The following is a 19,700-nucleotide window of genomic DNA, read 5'->3' as shown; positions in this document are numbered from 1 at the left end:
CAGTTCCAGTATATGCATCCGGTATCGAATCACCGGGACGCCAGCACTTAACTCACCACAGCCCTCGTATCAACTACCAGGTGCAATATTACACGGTGTTCATATCCACCAGGCCAGCAACGGGATCCCCACCGCGGTCACGACAGTTCCGGCGCCAAGAGCCACCCGGAGGTTATTCGTGCGCGGATAGGTCATCACGTAGACCGCCCAAGAAGCAACCACCAACACCAGAGCGGCCCCTGCGCCGATACGCATTCCCCACATGGGAAGCGCTTCTTCGAATAAGAACATCAGCAGCGCCAGTGCCGCGCACAGTACCGTGACCGTCACTGCTTGAATGAAGGCTGCAGTGGAGTTCAGCACCATACGCTTGCGTCCCACATGGGCGATCTCCTGCGGATCCTCATGGTGCTCCCCGCGCACATCGCACACCAGGTCCAGCACGTAGGCAGGATCCACCACGTCCGGAGCGGCACGGTCCACCAAGCAGAGGACCTCTACCGCCGCAGTTGTCGCATAACTGGTGACGAAGCCCTCGGGGGAAGTGCGGAAGCCACCACGGTTGGCGCCGTCGAGGTCCTGCATTCCCACCAGTCGTTTCAAAGCACGCCGAAACGCCGGTTCCAGTAAGTACTTCGGTTCCGCGTTGAGGATCGCCAGCAGTGCGTGCGGCAACGTGAGATGACGCCAGTAGTCGCGTTCATCTTCCCGGTAAAACATCTCTTCTTCGACCACAGGGGCCTTGTCCAACCGGTGCAGCAGCCTGGTGACAGCCCGGCGCACGGCTCGCCGCTGGGTACCTGCCAGCAATCGAGTGACATGAGCATCCGAAAGTGCCGCCACAGCATGCGCTTGGTCAGACAATTTAGCGCCGTCGCTGTCGCCTTTACCCAGTTCCTGAGTCAGCAGTTCAATGCCTTCACGTAACTCCGCACAAGACCGCGTCTCGGGGTAGGCCGCCAGTGCGCGCACCGCTACCGCCGTGGCGTACGGGGAGTAGGAACCTGGCCCTTCTCTGGTCAAAGACCACCCGTAAGGACGTTTGGCCTCGCGAACTTCTTCCGCCAAATCACGAGTGGACGTTGCACCTTCTGGCATATGCCCGGCCTCATCCATGCACTGCAGGGCCCTGACCCGCCACCCCATGTCGATCACCGACGTGAATGACCAATCTTGCTTGTGGTCGGCGTCGGCGGTATCCGTCTCCAACAGCCGCAGCACCTTCTCCGGCTCAGGGATCGGTTCCCCGGCCGTTGTGAGGGCACAGACCACTTCGGCAGTGTTTTGGGGATTCGGCGGCACGTCAGCCACCCAGCCCCAACCGGCGGCACCGTCTGTGGTCTCCCGCAGTTGCTCCACCAACCAGTCGCAGGCTTCCCGGCGCCGACGCTGTGAACCTACCGAAGAGACAGCCGTCTCGACGACCTCAGCAACAGTCTCAGTGGCCACGGCTCGCCTGACGTGCCTGGTTCAGCATGGCGGCGACTTTCTGAGCCGATTTTTTACCGCCGGTTTCCACCCCGCTGTTCACATTCACCGACCACGGCTGTACTGCCGCCACTGCTTCTGCCGTGTTCTCCGGTCGCAAGCCCCCAGAGAGAATCACCGGCAGCGGACAGCGACGGACAAGCTCTGCGGAGAGATCCCAGTTATGCGTCAGTCCTGTACCACCAATCCGGGCAGCACTCGGGTCTACCGAATCCACGATGAGCGCATCGACGAGCTCATGCCACACCGAAGTATCCGGCACGGTCTCGGCAATCGGGACTGCTTTGATGAGGCGCAGGTCCGGGCGTTCTGCGCGGATGGTAGCGACGTCCTCAGGGGAGATCTCGTCGTGCAGTTGCAGTGTGTCGATGGCCAGTGCGTTGGCTCCTGCCAACGCCTCCTCTGCAGTGACCGCATGAGTGACGGCATACCGCCCTACATAGGGCGGAACTCGCTTCAGCAGCTCAGCGGCAGTATCAAGCCCTACGGCATCTTCGGCTAGATGGCGCACCTGAATGAGCACCCCGACGGCGTCGGCGCCACCGGACACACAGGCGTGGATGTCCTCAGGACTTTGGTTGGCGCAGATCGATAGCCGCATGCATTCCTCCTCGGTGCGCCAGTGGTCCGGCGAATCGGTCATATAGGAGAATCATCGGGTGGCCCTTTATGACTCTCATGCCGAATCCTATGATGCCCACGCCCAGGTCTCGCCTTTCAACGCACTGTATGACCGGCCTGCCCTGCTCACTCTGCTGGGCGACGTCGCTGGGTTACGGGTGCTCGACGCCGGCTGCGGCTCTGGCCTCTACGCGCGTGAACTCATTGCGCAGGGGGCTAAGTTAACGGGGTTCGATGCCAGCGGGGAACTTCTTCAGTTAGCACGCCAACGGCTCGGCGAAACTGCCGAACTCCGGGTGCATGACCTAGCTGAACCCTTGCATTGGGCCGAGGATGGCACCTATGACCGAGTTCTGATGGCGCTGGTGCTCCACTACCTTCCAGATCCGGTGCCGGCACTGCGAGAACTGCATCGTGTCCTCACCGATGACGGCAAGCTAGTGCTCTCCACTCACCACCCTTCGTGGGACTGGGCACGCCTAGAGGGTAGTTACTTCACTGACACCATGATCGACGACGAGTGGTCCATCGGATTGAAGGTGCGCTACCGGCGTCGTCCTCTCCAAACTCTGGTGGATGAATTCAGTGAAGCAGGCTTCATAGTGGAACGTCTGGTGGAGCCCCGGCCCGTGAAGGCAATGGCGAAGACTCACCCGGAAATCTACGAGCAGCTCACCACCGAGCCAGGCTTCATCATGTTCCAACTCGCCAAGCGATAGCCGGAACCGTGGTGAGCGTTAAGCCGCGGCTTTGAACCCATGGGCAATAAGGCGGTCAACGTAGTCCTGGACCTCTGGATATCCTTCTTCTTCGAAGTCATCCTGCGTGAACCACTTCTGGATCTGGGCCAAATGATCCTGACTCAACCTCACGCGCGCTTCCGCTAGTTCCGGGAACAACTCCACAGCCGCACTGACGTATTCACGCCGACGCATGTCGCCCCTTGTATTGCGAACTACGTCTTGGGGCAAGGCGGGGCCATGCTCTACCAGCAACGCCTCAAGCAGTTGGCTGCGGTTGTCCATGTCTTGCAGTTTACGCCTCTCACGAGTCCATCTTGAAGTCTGGGTCGATAAAGGTTCGGTACTCTTCAAGTGTCGCAATGTGCACTAATTTTCCGCCATAGTAGGGAGTACCCCAGACATCTCGGCCGTACAGGGGAAATGCTGTGGTCACGCGGTGACGCTGATTGACCCGCACTTCGAGCCAAAAACCCTGAGTCTCCCCACGCAACCTGGTACCAACTCGTCGATGCACCACGTACTGGGGATTTTCACGAACGGCGAGAGTGGCACAAATGATGTCCCGCGGCGTCATCCCCGCTGGAAAAGTCGTTTTCCCTGGGTAATTTACTCCCGGACGATGGCCACCCTTGAGATCCCCGGAACGGTCCTTGTGCCCCTTCCAGATGTGATGACTTGTTTTGGCCGTCACCCATTCGGGCTCAATCGGCCAAATCTCTCCCGCATAGATCGCGCTAGGCCCGGCGTCGTATGACGGGTTACTCGAACCGGGGTCCTCCGGAGGCGTGAAGTCTACGTGTCGAGACATCACTGGGTGGTTTAGTCGATGAGGTCGCGGATCTGGATGACCTGGTCGCGGCCAGGGCCAACACCCACCGCGGAGAACCGAGTCCCCGACATCTGCTCCAAGGTGAGCACGTAGTTCCGCGCATTGGGCGGCAGATCCTCCAGGCTCCGGGCACCGGAGATGTCCTCTGTCCAGCCCGGCAGGTACTCGAACACCGGTTTGGCGTGGTGGAACTCCGTCTGCGTCATGGGCATCTGGTCGTGCCGGACACCATCGACGTCATAGGCCACGCACACCGGGATGCGCTCGATCCCGGTCAGCACGTCCAACTTTGTCAGGAAGTAATCGGTGAAGCCGTTGATCCGCGTCGCATACCGGGCCATGACGGCGTCGTACCATCCACAGCGGCGTGGCCGGCCCGTGTTCACCCCGAACTCTCCACCCACGGTCTGCAGGCGCTCCCCCCACTCGTCGAACAGTTCCGTGGGGAACGGCCCGGCCCCGACCCGCGTGGTGTAGGCCTTGATAATGCCAATGGACCGGGTAATCCGCGTCGGCCCAATCCCCGAGCCCACTGAAGCGCCCCCCGCCGTGGGATTCGACGAGGTCACAAACGGGTAGGTGCCGTGGTCGACGTCGAGATACGTGGCCTGTCCACCCTCCATCAGCACCACTTCCCCGCGGTCCAGCGCATCGTTGAGCAGGATTGTGGAGTCCACCACCATGGGGCGCAGTTGCTCGGCGAAGCTCAGGAAGTACTCGGCGATCTCATCGACGGTGATCGCCCGGCGGTTGTACAGCTTGACCAGCAGCTCGTTCTTCTGCCGCAGCGCTCCCTCGATCTTCTGCCGCAGGATGGACTCATCGAAAATATCCTGCACCCGGATGCCCAGCCGGCCCACCTTGTCCATATACGTGGGGCCAATCCCCCGCCCGGTCGTGCCGATCGCCCGCTTGCCGAGGAACCGTTCAGTCACCTTATCCATGGTCTGGTGGTAGGGAGCCACCAGGTGGGCATTCGCGCTGATCCGCAGCTTGGAGGTATCCGCCCCGCGCGCCTGGAGCCCTTCGATCTCGTGGAAGAGCGCTTCCAGGTTGACCACCACACCGTTACCGATCACCGGGGTCGCATTCGGTGAGAGGATCCCCGCCGGCAACAGCTTGAGCTCGAACTTCTCCCCGCCAACCACCACGGTGTGCCCGGCGTTATTACCTCCGTTGGGCTTGACCACGTAGTCCACGCGGGAGCCAAGCAAGTCTGTGGCTTTGCCCTTTCCCTCATCGCCCCACTGGGCGCCGACGATGACGATGGCGGGCATGGATGGTCCTTCCGGGGGTGTGCTGTAGGCCGCATTGAGTCTACCAACGCGCGGCACGCAGAGACCGTCAACCCGGTATCCAGCCGACATCGAGACGCACTGACTAGGGTGTTCGCCACATGGGTACAGCACTGAAGAAGATTCTCGCGACCGCTCTGAAAGCCCGCGTGCTGGCAAAGTTCGGCATGCCGAAGGTCCTAGCGCTCATCGCCGCCTACAAGGCGCTGCGGATGGTGCTGCGGTGGGCCGGAAGCCGCAGGGGGTGAGCAGGCACTCAGAATGGGTCAGAACAGGAACACTATGGGTCACCACGCGCAGAAGACCGGCGCACATCAGGTCACAGACTTCGAATCCTCCATTAACGCGGTCCGGGCTGTTTCCGGATTCCTCACCGGTGGCGGACACCCGGCCATGGGCACCGGCCCCAGTTCGGAGACGCTCGCGAAGCTCGCCACCCTGCCGCCACGCCGGGTGCGGGAGAAGGCCTTTGAACTGGCTGGCCGCAGTGAGGCTCTGCCGCAGCGCCACATCCCGGAGATCGATGTCGACGCGATCGATGCATGGGTTATTGGTGAGTACGACGACGCCATCTCTGCTGAGACGACCTACCCTGCCGTCGTCGTCGGCGCCGTCTCCGGTGCCGCGTTCTTCCTCTCCGCAGCTCTGGGGGTGCCCTATCTGCCTCAGACCACGTTGGTCTCGGTACGCGATGGCGAAACCCACCCCGATGAGATCACCTCCGCGATGGAGGCCTGGGCGCCGGCGGCCGAGCAGATCGCGCGCAATAACCCGCGGGTGAGCGTCTATCACATGCACGATCCGGCCCAAGATCGCCCCATGATGGCGCAGTCGGCGTTCTTCCGGCTCAAGCGGCGGGAACTGGGCGAGATCTACGCGGACTTTCTGCGCCGGCGTCTGGCACCCGGCGGGGTCATCATCACCCTAGAGAACACCCGCACCTGGCGGGTGACTGACACCTCCCAGTCCGCTGAGACGGCGCAGCGCAGTTGGTTCCAGTTCGGTTGTCTCGGTGGTCTGCCGGAGGAGGAGTACACCACCGGCAGCGAACGGGTCGCCGCCTTCCTTGAGGATCAAGGTTCGGAGCACCGGAGCTGGCAGGCCCCGGACCCGACCGGCCGGGTGCCCGATGGCGAATGGGGCTGGGATCCTGCACTCGGCGCGGAGATCGACGCGTTCGCCACCGAACACGGATACGCACGACGTCGGCTGCACCAGAATGAGCCCCAGGACGCCTCCGCGTTCCTCGCCGAGCTGTACCGGGACTGGTACCGCCGACTCGGCTGGCAGGACAATCGCCTCCTGGCCCAGACGTACACGCACCTAGACCCGTGGTGGACACTGGCGACCGGGTCGGTGCCGTTCTGGAACCGTTTCCACATGGAACCCAGCTTCCGGGTACTGCAGGAGTACTTGGAGAACAGTGCCCCCTACCGGGAGATCCTCATCAGCCTGTTCTCTCACGGGCTGGTCTCCCCTGGCCTGGTGGAACCGCAGCGTTGGCGTCAGTTGGCCCGAGCGCATGCGCAGGAGCGCGGCGAGGTGATCGGGATTGACGAGCAGGCCTATCCGGCGGACACCGGCGGGGCTTTCCGTTACCAGGAGGCGATGAAAACCGCTGGCGAGCATCGGGAGTTGCCCGAGCCCCTCAGCGTGCAGGACGTTGATGCCTTCGCCGAGCGGTACGGGGTCGCGGCGGGCTCAGCGGACTCGCTGCCGGAGCACACCGACGACGTCGAAGGGCACGGCCTCCGCAACCCCATCCGCTGGGCCCGCTGAAGGCACCACCACCCCAACCACTGGGCCCGCCAATCCCCTGTGCCACCTGCTTCCCACCCAAAATGACGTTTCCCACCGGAATTTCCGTGGGAAACGGGAATTTGGGTGGGAAACTCGGAGGTTGGGAAGGGGTTGAACGGGGTGAAGCGAAGGGCGGTCACCCGGATCAGCCCCGGAGACGGGCCATCACTTACCAGGCACCAGGATCGGAGTAGCGATCAGCCGCGGATACGGGCGATCACTTCCCGGGCAACAGGGTCGGAGTCGTCAAGCAGGGTGCGGAGACGGGCCATCACGTCCCGGACAATGGGGCCGGGGCGCAATCAGCCGCGGATACGGGCCATCACTTCCCAAGCAGTGGGCTGAGTTCTCGCAGGAACCGTTGGCGGCGCCGCGGAGACGGGCGGTCACTGCCCGGGCAACAGGGTCGGGGTCGTCAAGCAGCGTGTGGATACGGGCCATCACGTCCCGGACAATGGGGCCGGGGGCGCACTCAGCCGCGGATACGGGCCATCACTTCCCAAGCAGTGGGCTGAGTTCTCGCAGGAACCGTTGGCGGCGCCGCGGATACGGGCGGTCACGTCCCGGGCAGCGGGGCCGGCTGCGCGATCAGCCGCGGATACGGGCGATCGCTTCCCGGGCAACAGGGTCGGAGTCGTCAAGCAGGGTGTGGATGCGGTGAACTTCGTCGGTCTCCCCGATGGCCGCCGCCGCCTGGCCCAAGGCCGCCAGAGCACGCAGGAACCCGCGGTTGGGTTCGTGGCTCCACGGCACCGGCCCCTGGCCCCGCCACCCGGCTTTCCGCAGCGCGTCCAACCCCCGGTGGTAACCAACCCGAGCGTAGGCGTAGCCCTCCACGGTGTAGCCGGCGTCGAGCGCCTCTTCTGCCAGCAGCGCCCACACCAACGACGACGTCGGATGCTTCGCCGCCAAATCCACCGGTTCCTCACCAGCAGCCAGGGATTCGATGACCTCCGGCTCCTCGGGCAGCAACGTGGGGTCAGGCTCCATGAGGTTACGGCCAATCATGCTCATGCCCCACAGCCTAACCGCTGATCCCACCCTTTCAGCGCACGACGTCGGCGCGAACGCTCAACCATTCAACTCGCCGAAGTGCCCGGCCGCTTACGCCGAAGCCACGGTGCACCAGAACGGCCGACGCCAGTACTCAGCGGGGCTCTCAAGCAACCGGCACTCCACCGCAGCGGGGCTCAGCAGCGGGGTTTTAGCAACGGAGCTCTCCGCAAGCGGGGCTCTCAGCACAGCCGCGACCCCTTACACGGGGACCGCGGCGGCTTTGGGTCCGCCCTCATCAGGGGCGGGGTCGCCAGCGGGATCGCCACGGCGGGCAGGTCCACCCCCGCCTCGGGATTTCTTCTGGCGGACCCGTTTGCCGTGGATCACCCGATGCCGCACGAACGCGGAGATCTGGTCCACCGCCATGGTGATGACGATGATGACAAACAAGGTGATCCCGATTTCCTCCCACGGGTAGGGCCGTTGACCGAACAACCCGTTGGGCGGGCTAATCAGCCGGCCGATACCCCCGGCCCCCAGGGCACCGAGGATCGCCGAAGCCCGGATGTTCACTTCAAACCGGTACAACCAAATCGCCAGCACCTCCGGCAGCACCTGAGGCAGCACCGCCCACCGGATCATCTGAGCGTGAGTGGCGCCCGAGGCCCGGGAGGCCTCCAACGGACCGGGGTCAACCCCCTCGATCGCCTCGGAGATCAGCTTGGACAGGGTCCCGATCGAGCTGATCCCCAGGGCGAAGGCACCCGCCATGGCGCCACCGCGTTCAGCGGCCCCCACCCCCAGCAGCGGGATGAAGATCGCCACAGCGAACACGATCTCCGGCACCGCGCGGATGATTGAGAGAATGAACCGCATAGGGATGTACACACTCAGCGTGCTCATATTCCGGGCAGCGAGGATCCCGCACGGCAGGGAGAACACCGCCCCCACCAGCGTGCCGATCCAGGCGATCGCTACCGATTCGAGCATCGCGTCAAAGGCTGAACCCCAGGCGCTTTGGAGCTCCTCATCCGGCACCTGGAACACCCCGGAGGCCATCGCAGTGCTGAACTCCCACATCCGCGCGGGCATATCGAGGAAGGCCCGCAGTTCCATACCGGTGCCGGCAGCGGAGCTGACAAAGATCACCGCCACGGAGATCAGCGCCAGGTTGTACCAGAACTTCACCGGCTTCACCGGGCGCATATCCAGTCGGTCCGGGGTGTACTGCCCGGGGCGTTGCGTGCTCCCCGCCGACTGCCGCACAGCCTCTTGGGCACGTTGTTTCCCGGTGGCTGCATACGCCAACCCGTAGACCGCCAGCCCGAGCGCCACCACGCCGGCACCGGCGGCCAGTCCCCACATGGACCGGTAGAACACATCAGAGGTCGACGACGCCGGAGCACCCGTGAGCAGCACAGCCGCCGCGGCCACGAGCACCGCCCCGGTCAGCCCAACAACGATCTTGTACCCGTAACTCACAGCAGCTTCCTCCGGATCCACAGTGAGAGCAGATCCACCAGCAGCACCACCAGCACCAGTGCCCACAGGATCGCCCCGACGTTCTCATACCCCTGGGACATGCGGTTGATCTGGCGGCTGAGCTCTCCACCGATCCCGGCGACCCCGACGACGCCGAGCGCCGCCGAAGCACGGATGTTCAGCTCAAAGACGTAGAGGCTATAGGAGATGAAGCTGGGCATGACTGCCGGCAGCACGGCCACCCGGTCTCGCTGCAGCAGGTTCGCCCCGGAAGCATCAGCCGCCTCAATGGGGCCAAGCGGGATGGCGTCGATCGATTCGCCGAGCAGTTTGGCGACGATCCCGATATTGAACATGATGAGCGCCAGCACTGCGGCCAGCGCCCCGTACCCGTAGGCAGTGGAGCCGATAAACACGGCGAACAGCAGTGCCCAGGCGACGTCGGGAATCGAGCGGATCACCGAGTTGGCGGCCTTGATGGTCTGGCTGGTGGCTTTATTCGGGCTGGAGACCGGGGAGGCGGCCATCGCCAGCAGCAGTCCGATGAAACAGCCCACGATCGTCGCGACCACAGCCATACACAGGGTGATGAGCCATTCACCCCAGATGGGCCGGGATGTTCCGGCCACATTACTGAACAGCAGGTACTGCCAGTCCGGGTTGAAGTAGCCGATGAGCTGATCGCGGGTGTTGCCTCCGGTGAGCCGGCCGGGCACATCCACAATCCGGTCCAGGAAGTAGATATTTGATCCGGCCCAATAGGTGACAATCACCACCGACAGCGCACCCAGGGCACCCATGGGCCCGGTGCGGGTGAACCAGCAGAACCCCAGCACCGCCAGCATCACCAGGAAACCGATCAGCGGCCATTGCGGGGCCCACAGGGTGGTGAACCCCAGCGGCAGGAAAAGAACCGAAGTGTCCTCGCGGGTCCACCAGAAGAACGCGAAGGCCGCCACGGCGATGAGCACTAGACCCAGGTAGGCCCTCAGCGGTGGTTTCGGTGGTTGAGGCCGCTGCGGCGTCGTCGTGCTCGACGACGTCGTGGTGGTCGGTTCGGCGACTGCGGTCACGTGCCTCAGCGCTTCCCGTCGGCGTCGCCTGCGGCCGCGACGGCTTCTTCAAGATCCTCGACTGTGGCACCCTCAGGCAGGTCATCGAGGCTGATGGGCGCATCGAGGCTGGCGACATCCTCGGCGGTGAGGGAGCGCTGGTACACATCCTCAATGACGGCGTCGGTGGCTTCCTCGGTCCGCCCGTCGAAGACCACCTGGCCGGCACGCATCCCGATGATCCGGTCAGCGTAGTCGCGGGCGAGATCCAGGTGGTGCATATTCACAATGCAGGTGATGCCCAAGTCCTGTTGGATACGGCGCAGGTCACCGAGGACCTTACGGGCGGTGGGCGGATCCAGGGAGGCAACCGGTTCGTCGGCGAGGATGACCTCCGGGTCCTGGGCGAGCACCCGGGCGATCGCCACGCGCTGCTGCTGGCCTCCGGAGAGGGATGAGGCACGGTCGTAGGCCTTCTCCACAATGCCCACTCGTTCCAGGGATTGGAAGGCGACTTCCTTATCCGCCTCGGAGTACCACCCGATGAGTGAACGCCAGGTGGGGGTCACCGCAGAACGGCCGATGAGCACGTTGTTCAGCACACTGATGCGGCCCACATTATTGAACTGCTGGAAAATCATGCCCACTTTGGAGCGCAGCTTCCGCAGCTTGGATTTGTTCTTAGGATCCACCACGGTCTCCCCCACGGTGAGCACCCCCGCGGTGTAGGGGACCAGGCCGTTGACCGCCCGGATGAGGGTGGACTTGCCGGCGCCGGAGAGCCCGATGATGGCCACGAACTCGCCCTGGCTGATGTTCAGGTTGACGTCGTCCAGCCCTTTGAATCCATTGGGGTAGACCACATCGACGTTCTCGAACTTGATCATAGTTCTCTCAGGCCGCCGGGACGCCTCCGCCGGGGCGGAACACCCTGCCTCGTGGGGTGGCCCGCCCCGGCGTGGAGCGCGAGCGGCTTCTCCTCTCGGGGACGGAGGTGCCGCGGGTTGGTTACAGGTTACTCGTCGTCGCCGAACTCGTGGTAGACCTCACGAGCCAGGTCGAGAGCTTCGAGGTCGGCTTCCACCAGACCCTCAATCTCGTAGACCTGGTAGAGCGGGTCACCCTCAGTGCCTTCGTCCTCGTCAGCGACCTCAACCTCTTCACCGAAGCTCAGCCACGCCTCGGTGATGATCTCGAGTTCTTCATCGCTGAAGACATCGGCGGCGACGATTCCGTCATTGGGGATGGGACCAGCCCAGGCGAAGACCACGACCTGCTCGCCCACATCGGGGTAGTCCTCTTCGATGTTGCCGCGGGCGTCGTCGAAGGAGGTACCGATGGGGAACTCGCCGTTGTAGACGTTCTCCACGGCGGCGTCGTGGCTGCCGGCGAACTGAGCGTCAACTTCCACGCCGAGTTCGTTGAGCTGAGTCTGCGGGAAGTAGAACCCGGAGGCCGAGCCTTCCTCCACGTAGGCCACCGGGGTGCCGTCCTCGATCGCTTCCAGACCGGCCTCACCCAGCGGACCGGGCTCAGAGTCCGGGGTGATCCCGTTGCAGAAGAGGTAGCCGTCGATCTCCTCGGGCTCTTCCTCCACGCAGTAGGTGTCCGGGTCGTTGGTGAACCACTGGGTGACGTAGAGGTCGGAGCCGTGGCGGATGGACTGCAGGATCGGAGTGGCGTTGGCCTCTTCCTCAGCCTGAATCAGGCCGATCGGACCAGACATCACCAGGTGGATATCCCCGGACTGCATCCCTTGGATGACGCCGACGTAGCTGTCGGCCACATCGATGGCCACCGGGTGCCCGCCGAGGGCTTCGGAGAGCTGCTCGGCGATCTCGTCGGCGGCCTCTTCCTCAGCTGCGGCTGCTTCCGTGGAGGGGACCAGGCCGATGACGATCTCGTCGACGGATTCGATGCCGCTGCCGGCGTCAGCGTCGTCATCGCCGGTGTCGTCGGTGCCGTTGTCCTCGTCAGTGTCGGCGACGTCGTCGTCATCGTCGTCAGTGGTGACGTCCTCTTCGTCACCTGCGCAGGCGGTGAGCGCCAGAGTCAGCACACTAGCCAGGGCGAACGCAGACTTGGTGGTGGTACGCATGTGGAACTTCCTTAAGTTCGTCAAGATGCAGGTGCGGATACAGCCCACGGAGCCCCGCGGGTCTGGGCATCAGAGTAAGCGGTGGTGAACCTTGCCACAACCTGTGAGCGCCCGGTTCGGCAAGCTGTCACCTGTTGTTAACTTTCGGTTTCCGCCGAGGTGATGTGGCCGTGACGAAGTCCCGCCCAAGCGCTGAGGATGGGCGCAGCTTCAGCCCAGGAACGCACCCGGTGATCGGGGGTCCCGAGCCCGGTGGAGAACCGGTCGATAAGCACGGTGGTCCCGCCGCGGGCGTGGACGTGGGCAAGGTCATTGCCCCAGATGTCACCGACGGAGCAGATCGCTGTGTCATCGATGGGGGCAGGCGCAGCCTTTCGGGCCGAGTCGAGGGCCTCCGGCATGCCGAAAGGTTTGCGGGCGTCGTTGATGACGGCGTCGAAGGCCTCCTGCAGCCCGAGGGTTTCCAGCCAGGGGGTGAAACCAGCGGCCGGGGAGTTGGTGATGAGTACGACGACGACCTCGCGCCTCAGTGCCGCCAGAAGCCGGCGTGCCCCGGCAGGGGCGTGGAGATCGGTGTGCTCTAAGCCGGCGGTGACCAGGCTGTCCCGGGCGGCGCGGAAGGCGGCGGAGGATTCCTCGATGGGCAGCCCCGCCTGGGTGGCCAGTAGTTGCACCAGCTGGTAGCCGTCCTGCAATGGCCAGGCGACCGGGTGGGCGGGGGCAACCGCTGCGGATCCAGCACCGGGTGAGACCGCACCCGAGGGGAGACCAGCTCCGGAGGCAGAACGAGCACTGGGCGCCGACGGGGTGACTGCAGTGGGGTGGCCTGCCTGGGTGTAGGTGATGTCCTCGGCTAGCAGGGAGTCGGTGGCAAAGGCCTCGGCAACGATCTGCCGCACGGGGCGGGGCAGGTTGGTGGCGCGACCGGTGGCGGCCAACCGGGTATCAACCTGTTCGGCGTACGCCAGGACCGGGTCCTCACCCAGGCAGAGGGTGCCGTCAAAGTCCAGCACGAGCAGCTTGTCCCGCACACTCATCTGATGGTCCCCTTATGCGTTCAGGCGGTCTGCACCCGACGGTACATGGCCAGCTTGAAGACCTCGGTGATGAGGAAGACGATCACCCCGGCCCCGGTGATGATGAGCAGGTGGGCCGGGTCCAGGGCGGTGGAGTCGAACAGTGCCTGCAACGGTGGGGCGTAGATGAACAGCACCTGCAGCCCGGTCAGTCCCGCCACACAGCCCCAGGCCACCCGGTTGTTGAACAGGCTGGCGAGGTTCATACTGCTGGTCTCCAGCGCCTTGACGTTGAACAGGTAGAACGCTTGGCAGACCACCAGCACGGTAGTGGCGATCGTGCGGGCGGCGTCGAGCTCATCTCCTGCGGCGATCCGCCATTGGAAGACCCCGATGGTCGCTGCGGCGATGAGCAGCGAGACCACGGCAATCTGGACCACGTGACGGACTTCAACGATCCCCTTGGCCGGGTCCCGCGGAGGCCGCTTCATCAACCCCTGTTCGGCGGGTTCGAACGCGAAGGCGAAAGCCAGGGTCACTGCGGTGACCATATTGGCCCACAGCACCTGCAGCGGGGTCAGCGGCAGGGTCCACCCCAGGGCCACGGCAAAGAGCACCACTGCTGACTGCGCCCCGTTGGTGGGGAGCAGGAAGACGATGGCCTTGCGGAGGTTGTCGTAGATCCGCCGGCCCTCTTCGACGGCAACCTCGATACTGGTGAAGTTGTCATCGGCCAGGACAATCTCGGCCGACTCCTTGGTCACCTCGGTGCCTTTGACCCCCATGGCGACGCCGACATCGGCCCGCCGCAGGGCGGGGGCGTCGTTGACACCGTCACCGGTCATCGCCACGACTTCCCCCTCAGCCTGGAGGGCGGTGACCAGCCGGAGTTTGTGCTCCGGACTGGTGCGGGCAAAGACGTTGTGCTCGGTGGCTAGCCGACGCAGTTCGTCGTCGTCGGCTGCCTCGATCTGCGACCCGGAGACGGCCCCGGCCCCGTGGTCGAGTCCCATCTGCTGCGCGATGGCGGTGGCGGTACCAACGTGGTCGCCGGTAATCATCTTCACGCTGATTCCGGCCTCGTGGCAGACCTCCACCGCGGCGATGGCCTCCTCCCGTGGCGGGTCCACAATCCCCACGATGCCCAGGAAGGTCAGGTCCTCACCGAGGGAGTCGATGGTGAGTTTCTCCGCATCCGCGGAGGTGGCTTCGCGTTCGGCGGCAGCGAGGACCCGCAACCCCCGGGAGGAAAGCGCATCGATGTGTTCCTCCCAGACGGCCCGGTCGAGGGGTTCGCGCTCCCCGGCGGGCGTCAGTTGGCCGCTGGAGCGGTCTAGCAGCCGGTCGGGAGCCCCTTTGACGAGCACTCGGCGGGGCTCCATCTCAGCCACCGTGGCCATGAGTTTGTACTCGGAGCTGAACGGCAGGGTGGTCAGCCGCCTCGTGGTCTGCGGGTCCACCTCGAGTTTGCCGGCCAGGGCCATCAGTGCGCCTTCGGTGGGTTCACCGCTGATGGTCCACCGGTCCTGCTTCTGCACCAGCTGGGTGTCATTGGCGATACTCATCGCCGCCACGAGCCGTCCCAGGCTGGGGTGCTCGGCGGTGACCGGGGACCCCTCGGCGGTGAGCACCTGACCTTCAGGGGCGTACCCGCCACCGGTGACGCTGAATTCTTCACCACCGACGACGACGTCAGTCACGGTCATCTCGTTCTTCGTCAGCGTGCCGGTTTTGTCAGAGCAGATACTCGTCACACTGCCGAGGGTCTGCACTGCTGGAAGCCGCCGGGTGATCGCATTGCGGCGGGCCATGGTTTGGACCCCCAGCGCCAGGGTGATGGTGATGAGTGCCGGCAGACCTTCGGGGATGGCGGCCACGGCGAAGCTGGCCGCGGCCTGCAGCAGCTCGCCGAGATCAGTGCCGTGCACCAGGGCGCCGATGAGCACCAGCACCACGGTCATGGCCACCACGCCCAGGGCCAGCAGCCGACCGAACGCCGCAATCTGCCGGGTCAAGGGAGTCTGGAGCGATTCGACCTCGCTCATCATGGTGTTGATCCGCCCGATCTCCGTCTGGGAACCGGTGGCGGTCACCACTCCGAGCCCGGCCCCGGAGGAAACCATCGTCCCTGAGTAGGCCATGCCTGCCCGGTCACCCAGGGGAGCCTCCGCCTCCACCGGGTGGATGGTCTTCTCACTGGGCACTGATTCCCCGGTCAGCGCGGACTCTTCGATCGCCAGGTCATGGGCCTGCAGCAATCGCAGGTCCGCGGGCACTTTGTCCCCGGCCCGCAGCCGGACGACGTCACCGGGGACCAGTTCCTCAGCGGGGACGGTGGTCCAGTTCCCCTCCCGGCGGGCGGTGGCCGTGGGAGAGAGCATCTGCCGGATGCCCTCCAGGGCACGTTCAGCTCGACCTTCCTGAAGGAAACCGACCGTTGCGTTGACCACCACCACCGCGAGGATGACCGCAGTGTCCACCCAATGCTGCAGCAGAGCGGTGAGTACGGCAGCCCCAAGGAGCACGTAAATGAGCACATCGTTGAGGTGCCGCAGAAAACGGACGACGACGCTGTCCTTCTCCGCAGCGGGCAGCTCGTTGGGCCCAACCTCGCTGAGGCGCTGGGCCGCCTCGGCACTGTTCAGCCCCGCATCCGGATCCACCTGGTGGAGACGCAGAACCTCCTCAGGGGAAAGAGTGTGTGCTTCAGCTGCGGGGGTGAGCGTCATGTACCATCCTCGGAGATCATTTCTACGCACAGTAGAAATACAGTGTAGTAAATAACTGTTCTCCCCCGACGGTCGGTGTCATCTCACCCTGAGACCGACCGCTCCCCCGGCTGACGTGGGCGGCTAGCCGATGGTCTTACCGGCACTACCTAGGCTCTGGGCGGCTTCGACCACGCGGGCGGCCATGTTTTCCTCCGCCTTCTTACCCCAGACGCGCGGGTCATACGTCTTCTTATCGCCAACTTCACCGTCGACCTTCAGGACGCCGTCGTAATTGCGCAGCATGTGGTCAACCACCGGCCGAGTGAAGGCGTACTGGGTGTCGGTGTCGATGTTCATCTTGATGACCCCATAGCTGACGGCGTCCTCAATCTCCTGCTGGGTGGAGCCGGAGCCACCGTGGAAAACCAGGTCGAAGGGACGTTCCACACCGAACTTCTGTGCGGTGGCTTGCTGGATCTCGTCGAGGATCTCCGGGCGCAGCTTCACATTGCCCGGCTTGTAGACCCCGTGGACGTTACCGAACGTCAGCGCGGTGATGTACCGGCCTTTCTCCCCCGTTCCCAGGGCTTCCAGGGTCGCGATACCGTCCTCAACTGTGGTGTAGAGCTTCTCGTTGATCTCATTCTCCACGCCGTCTTCTTCACCACCGACGGTGCCGATTTCGACTTCGAGGATCTGCTTGGCCGCAGCCGTGCGGGCTAAGAGCTCTTCGGCAATGCGGAGGTTCTCCTCCAAGGTCTCAGCGGAGCCATCCCACATATGGGAGTTGAAGATGGGGTCCCGGCCAGCGGCGACCTCCGCCTCCGAGGCTTCCAGCAGGGGCAGGACGAAGTCATCCAGCTTGTCCTTGGGGCAGTGGTCGGTGTGCAGGGCGATGTTCACCCCGTAGTTCTTGGCCACTTCCTTGGCGAAGGCAGCAAAAGCCTTGGCCCCGGTGACCATGTCCTTGATGAAGGGGCCAGACCAGTAGGCGGCACCACCGGTGGAGACCTGGATGATGCCGTCTGATTCAGCGTCAGCGAAGCCCTTGATCGCAGCGTTGAGGGTCTGGGAACTGGTGACGTTGACCGCCGGGAAGGCGTAACCGCCGGACTTGGCGGCGTCGATCATCTCGCTGTACTTGTCCGGTGTTGCAATGGCCACGCTGCACTCCTTTGTCACGGGGGTCGTTGTCCGCTTGCTTTGCTCTGCCAATCCTAGCCGCCACCTCAGAGAAGAGGGAGAGCCGGACCACACCGGATTTCTACGGCGTGTAGAACAAGGAGGTAGAATGAAGCCGACGGGGATTGTTTCACCAGTCGGGGCGGCCGTCCCCGCCCATTGACGACCTCACGCCCCGCAGGAGAGGTCCACCATGAACAACGGTGTTCAGACAACCTCAGGCACAACTGGGTTCACCACCGAGCACCGCCCCCTCGGCGTGGTGGTCGGCTATGACGCCTCCGAACAAGGCACGCTCGCTCTGCACTACGGGGCCCGAGCCGCCCAGCGCCGGGACATCCCACTGACAGTGGTGACAGCATTCACCATCGCACCGGCGGTCTACACCACCCTGGCTGCAGTCCCCGATGTTCCCGAAGAGCAGGTCAAGCGCGAAGCCACGGAGAAGGTCCTGGACCAGGCCCGCGAATACCTGGCCGATTATCCCGGTGAGGTGCATTACCGGCCCGCCGAAGGCGACGCCGCCGGTGTACTCGTCAAGCTCTCATCCTCCGCTCAACTGGTGGTGGTCGGGGCACGTGGACGCGGCGGCTTTCTGGGCCGGCTGCTCGGTTCGGTCTCCTCCGCGCTACCGGCACACGCCGAATGCCCCACTGTGGTGGTCCCCCGCAGCTACGCCGCTGTAGCCGGCGAGGGCACCCAACGGTTCGCCCCCAGTGACCGGACTGAACCCGTCGTCGTCGGGATCGATGGTTCCCCGCAGAGCCGAGTGGCCGTACTGCAAGCCGCTGAGGCCGCCGCCGAGCGCGATGTGCCGCTGCGACTCATCTTGGTCCTGCCCCCGCTGGACAGCGCCCTGATGTGGTACCCGGATATGGCCCCGCGGGGCGCCGAGGACACCGATCGGCGCGCCGCGGAATTACACGAAGCGCTCGAAGCCGAGCGGCGCTGGGTCCAAGCCCACTACCCGGATCTGGAGATCACCGCGCATGTGGAACCCGGTGACCCCGTTGACGTGCTGCGCGAGATCAGCGCCGATGCACAGTTGACCGTGGTGGGGACCCGCGGCCGGGGTGGAGTGGCCTCGGCGTTGCTGGGCTCGGTCTCCCGGGCGGTACTGGCGCAAGCAGCCGGTCCGGTCATGGTGGTGCCCCCACTGGAGGACGAACGTCTCGCCGACCAGCCCGAGTTCACCCGCTGAACTACGGGACTCCGAGCAGACGCAGCCCGGCTGCCGCCGCAGCCCCGACGATCACCACCACGATGAACGGGGCGCGCAGCATCAGCGCCACCGCAGCGGCAGCCAGGGCACCCAAGCGGGCATCGAAGGTGATACCCCCGTCACTGGAGAAGGTGTTCATCGCCACCAAGGAGGCGAGCAGCCCGATCGTCAGCAGCCCGGAGATCCGGCCCACCAGCGGGTGGCTCAGCCACGCGCCGGGGACCAGGTAGCCCAGGATCTTCAGCGCGAACGCGGCGGCGGCACCCACGAGCACCCATGCCCATAAGCTCATCCTCTGCTCCTGTCATCTGTGACCGTGGCATCCTCCGAGCCGGATCTGCCCTGCTGACCGGTGAGGGCTTCAGCGGTCGTGCCGGTTCCTGCGGTCATGTCAGTTCCTGCGGAGGCGTCGTCGTCGGTGGTCAGTGAGGCGCGGGCTAGTGGGGGTTCGGCCGGCTTCAGCCGCGCGGAGACCATCCCCCACCCGATGGCCACGACTGCGGCAATGAGCACCGGCAACCCGGCCGGCACCACAGGCATGGTCAGCGTGGTCACCAGGGCCGCAAGCACCGCCAACGCCCACGGTTCCGCAGATTTCAGCCGTGGCCACAGCAACCCGAGGAAGGCGGCGACGACGGCGCCATCGAGCCCGAATGCCTCCGGGTCAGCGATCACATCCCCCAGCAGAGCCCCCACGGCGGTGGCGGTGCTCCACCCGATCCAGATGCCCACCCCCGTCAACCAGAAGCCCCGGCGTTGCTCGGCAGTGGTCGGCTGGGCGGTGGCTGCAGCCATTGACTCATCGATGGTGACCTGCGCGGCGAGCAGCTTCTTCCACCCCAGAGGATTGAGCAGCGCCTTGATCTGCACCGCGTAGAGCGTGTTACGCACTCCCAGCAGAGTGGCACTGCTGAACGCGGCCGCCGGGGAACCACCAGCGGCGATGACCCCAATGAACGCAAACTGGGATCCGCCGGTGAACATCAGCACACTGAGCGCCACGGTCTGCCAGAACGTGAAACCGGCCGCTACGGCCAGGGCACCAAAGGAGATGCCGTAGAGGGACACGGCGGTGACGATGGATGCCGCCATGCGGGCTGCCGGAGTCAGTCGCAGCAGCCGGCCGTCGTCATGCTCTTCAGCCGCGGTGGCGTCGTCGTTGGTG

Annotated in this window: 18 protein-coding genes; 4 read left to right on the top strand and 14 right to left on the bottom strand. The window is 64.6% G+C overall.

Annotated features, from left to right (window positions below):
• Positions 1–99: 99 nt before the first annotated feature.
• The gene (locus tag H578_RS0109505; RefSeq protein ID WP_022873452.1) at positions 100–1,449 is read right to left on the bottom strand and encodes a prenyltransferase/squalene oxidase repeat-containing protein; all 1,350 of its coding nucleotides are present in this window, start codon (positions 1,447–1,449) and stop codon (positions 100–102) included.
• Positions 1,439–2,131, bottom strand: a complete 693-nt coding sequence (locus H578_RS0109500) for a phosphoribosylanthranilate isomerase (RefSeq protein WP_022873451.1) — start codon at positions 2,129–2,131, stop codon at positions 1,439–1,441. Before H578_RS0109500 ends, H578_RS0109505 begins: the two co-directional genes overlap by 11 nt.
• A 16-nt stretch (positions 2,132–2,147) precedes the next feature.
• Between H578_RS0109500 and H578_RS0109495 the strand changes: the two genes are divergently transcribed.
• On the top strand, positions 2,148–2,828 hold the full coding sequence (locus H578_RS0109495; RefSeq protein WP_022873450.1) for a class I SAM-dependent methyltransferase: 681 nt from the start codon (positions 2,148–2,150) through the stop codon (positions 2,826–2,828).
• 18 nt (positions 2,829–2,846) lie between these two features.
• Here H578_RS0109495 and H578_RS0109490 read toward each other — a convergent pair whose 3' ends face one another.
• Together H578_RS0109490 and H578_RS0109485 are read right to left on the bottom strand one after the other, a co-directional pair.
• On the bottom strand, positions 2,847–3,134 hold the full coding sequence (locus H578_RS0109490) for a hypothetical protein (RefSeq protein ID WP_022873449.1): 288 nt from the start codon (positions 3,132–3,134) through the stop codon (positions 2,847–2,849).
• Positions 3,135–3,671: 537 nt separating this feature from the next.
• Entirely contained in the window at positions 3,672–4,958 is a 1,287-nt protein-coding gene (locus H578_RS0109485) for an adenylosuccinate synthase (RefSeq protein ID WP_022873448.1), read from the bottom strand.
• 119 nt (positions 4,959–5,077) lie between these two features.
• Between H578_RS0109485 and H578_RS16210 the strand changes: the two genes are divergently transcribed.
• Positions 5,078–5,224 carry a hypothetical protein gene (locus H578_RS16210; RefSeq protein WP_022873447.1) on the top strand — a complete coding sequence of 49 codons (147 nt, stop codon included), beginning with the start codon at positions 5,078–5,080 and terminating at the stop codon, positions 5,222–5,224.
• 34 nt (positions 5,225–5,258) lie between these two features.
• Positions 5,259–6,755 carry a hypothetical protein gene (locus tag H578_RS14540; protein ID WP_022873446.1) on the top strand — a complete coding sequence of 499 codons (1,497 nt, stop codon included), beginning with the start codon at positions 5,259–5,261 and terminating at the stop codon, positions 6,753–6,755.
• Positions 6,756–7,364: 609 nt separating this feature from the next.
• On the opposite strand, the gene H578_RS0109470 is transcribed toward H578_RS14540, so the two are convergent.
• The 8 genes from H578_RS0109470 to fbaA form a co-directional block, all read right to left on the bottom strand.
• A complete protein-coding gene (locus H578_RS0109470; RefSeq protein WP_028464134.1) occupies positions 7,365–7,790 on the bottom strand; it encodes a DUF3151 domain-containing protein in 426 nt (141 codons plus the stop codon).
• Positions 7,791–8,030: 240 nt separating this feature from the next.
• Complete coding sequence (gene phnE, locus H578_RS15695; RefSeq protein ID WP_022873445.1) at positions 8,031–9,254, bottom strand: phosphonate ABC transporter, permease protein PhnE; 1,224 nt, start codon at positions 9,252–9,254, stop codon at positions 8,031–8,033.
• Positions 9,251–10,327: a PhnE/PtxC family ABC transporter permease gene (locus tag H578_RS15690; RefSeq protein WP_156837284.1), complete on the bottom strand. Its 1,077-nt coding sequence runs from the start codon at positions 10,325–10,327 to the stop codon at positions 9,251–9,253. The genes phnE and H578_RS15690 overlap by 4 nt, the downstream gene beginning before the upstream one ends.
• A gap of 5 nt (positions 10,328–10,332) precedes the next feature.
• Positions 10,333–11,193, bottom strand: a complete 861-nt coding sequence (gene phnC, locus H578_RS14525) for a phosphonate ABC transporter ATP-binding protein (RefSeq protein WP_022873443.1) — start codon at positions 11,191–11,193, stop codon at positions 10,333–10,335.
• Between the two features lie 128 nt (positions 11,194–11,321).
• Positions 11,322–12,404 carry a phosphate/phosphite/phosphonate ABC transporter substrate-binding protein gene (locus tag H578_RS14520; RefSeq protein WP_022873442.1) on the bottom strand — a complete coding sequence of 361 codons (1,083 nt, stop codon included), beginning with the start codon at positions 12,402–12,404 and terminating at the stop codon, positions 11,322–11,324.
• A gap of 137 nt (positions 12,405–12,541) precedes the next feature.
• Positions 12,542–13,441, bottom strand: coding sequence for an HAD family hydrolase (locus H578_RS0109445; protein WP_022873441.1), 900 nt, complete (start codon positions 13,439–13,441; stop codon positions 12,542–12,544).
• Between the two features lie 20 nt (positions 13,442–13,461).
• A complete protein-coding gene (locus H578_RS0109440; protein ID WP_022873440.1) occupies positions 13,462–16,149 on the bottom strand; it encodes an HAD-IC family P-type ATPase in 2,688 nt (895 codons plus the stop codon).
• A gap of 123 nt (positions 16,150–16,272) precedes the next feature.
• Positions 16,273–17,295 (bottom strand): class II fructose-bisphosphate aldolase, encoded by a 1,023-nt coding sequence (fbaA, locus tag H578_RS0109435; RefSeq protein ID WP_022873439.1) that lies wholly within the window; start codon positions 17,293–17,295, stop codon positions 16,273–16,275.
• A 211-nt stretch (positions 17,296–17,506) separates the two neighbouring features.
• Here fbaA and H578_RS14515 point away from each other — a divergent pair, with 211 nt between their 5' ends.
• Positions 17,507–18,514 (top strand): universal stress protein, encoded by a 1,008-nt coding sequence (locus tag H578_RS14515; protein ID WP_022873438.1) that lies wholly within the window; start codon positions 17,507–17,509, stop codon positions 18,512–18,514.
• 1 nt (position 18,515) lies between these two features.
• Here the strand turns inward: H578_RS14515 and H578_RS0109425 are convergent, their stop codons facing one another.
• Together H578_RS0109425 and H578_RS14510 are read right to left on the bottom strand one after the other, a co-directional pair.
• Complete coding sequence (locus tag H578_RS0109425; RefSeq protein WP_022873437.1) at positions 18,516–18,827, bottom strand: AzlD domain-containing protein; 312 nt, start codon at positions 18,825–18,827, stop codon at positions 18,516–18,518.
• Entirely contained in the window at positions 18,824–19,627 is an 804-nt protein-coding gene (locus tag H578_RS14510; RefSeq protein ID WP_084710148.1) for an AzlC family ABC transporter permease, read from the bottom strand. The genes H578_RS0109425 and H578_RS14510 overlap by 4 nt, the downstream gene beginning before the upstream one ends.
• Positions 19,628–19,700 lie beyond the last annotated feature (73 nt).

Origin of the sequence: Nesterenkonia alba DSM 19423, from assembly GCF_000421745.1 — a bacterium.
Lineage (GTDB): Bacteria > Actinomycetota > Actinomycetes > Actinomycetales > Micrococcaceae > Nesterenkonia > Nesterenkonia alba.
This window is presented reverse-complemented; position numbering and strand designations above follow the sequence as displayed.

Bases quoted from the DNA above. Each gene is read 5' to 3' on its own strand.
- H578_RS14540 (WP_022873446.1), top strand. From the start codon at position 5,259: ATGGGTCACCACGCGCAGAAGACCGGCGCACATCAGGTCACAGACTTC.
- H578_RS14515 (WP_022873438.1), top strand. From the start codon at position 17,507: ATGAACAACGGTGTTCAGACAACCTCAGGCACAACTGGGTTCACCACC.
- H578_RS0109470 (WP_028464134.1), bottom strand. From the start codon at position 7,790: ATGAGCATGATTGGCCGTAACCTCATGGAGCCTGACCCCACGTTGCTG.
- H578_RS14510 (WP_084710148.1), bottom strand. From the start codon at position 19,627: ATGGCGGCATCCATCGTCACCGCCGTGTCCCTCTACGGCATCTCCTTT.
- H578_RS0109445 (WP_022873441.1), bottom strand. From the start codon at position 13,441: ATGAGTGTGCGGGACAAGCTGCTCGTGCTGGACTTTGACGGCACCCTC.
- H578_RS0109500 (WP_022873451.1), bottom strand. From the start codon at position 2,131: ATGACCGATTCGCCGGACCACTGGCGCACCGAGGAGGAATGCATGCGG.
- H578_RS14520 (WP_022873442.1), bottom strand. From the start codon at position 12,404: ATGCGTACCACCACCAAGTCTGCGTTCGCCCTGGCTAGTGTGCTGACT.
- H578_RS16210 (WP_022873447.1), top strand. From the start codon at position 5,078: ATGGGTACAGCACTGAAGAAGATTCTCGCGACCGCTCTGAAAGCCCGC.
- H578_RS0109485 (WP_022873448.1), bottom strand. From the start codon at position 4,958: ATGCCCGCCATCGTCATCGTCGGCGCCCAGTGGGGCGATGAGGGAAAG.
- H578_RS0109490 (WP_022873449.1), bottom strand. From the start codon at position 3,134: ATGGACAACCGCAGCCAACTGCTTGAGGCGTTGCTGGTAGAGCATGGC.
- phnC (WP_022873443.1), bottom strand. From the start codon at position 11,193: ATGATCAAGTTCGAGAACGTCGATGTGGTCTACCCCAATGGATTCAAA.
- H578_RS0109440 (WP_022873440.1), bottom strand. From the start codon at position 16,149: ATGACGCTCACCCCCGCAGCTGAAGCACACACTCTTTCCCCTGAGGAG.
- H578_RS0109425 (WP_022873437.1), bottom strand. From the start codon at position 18,827: ATGAGCTTATGGGCATGGGTGCTCGTGGGTGCCGCCGCCGCGTTCGCG.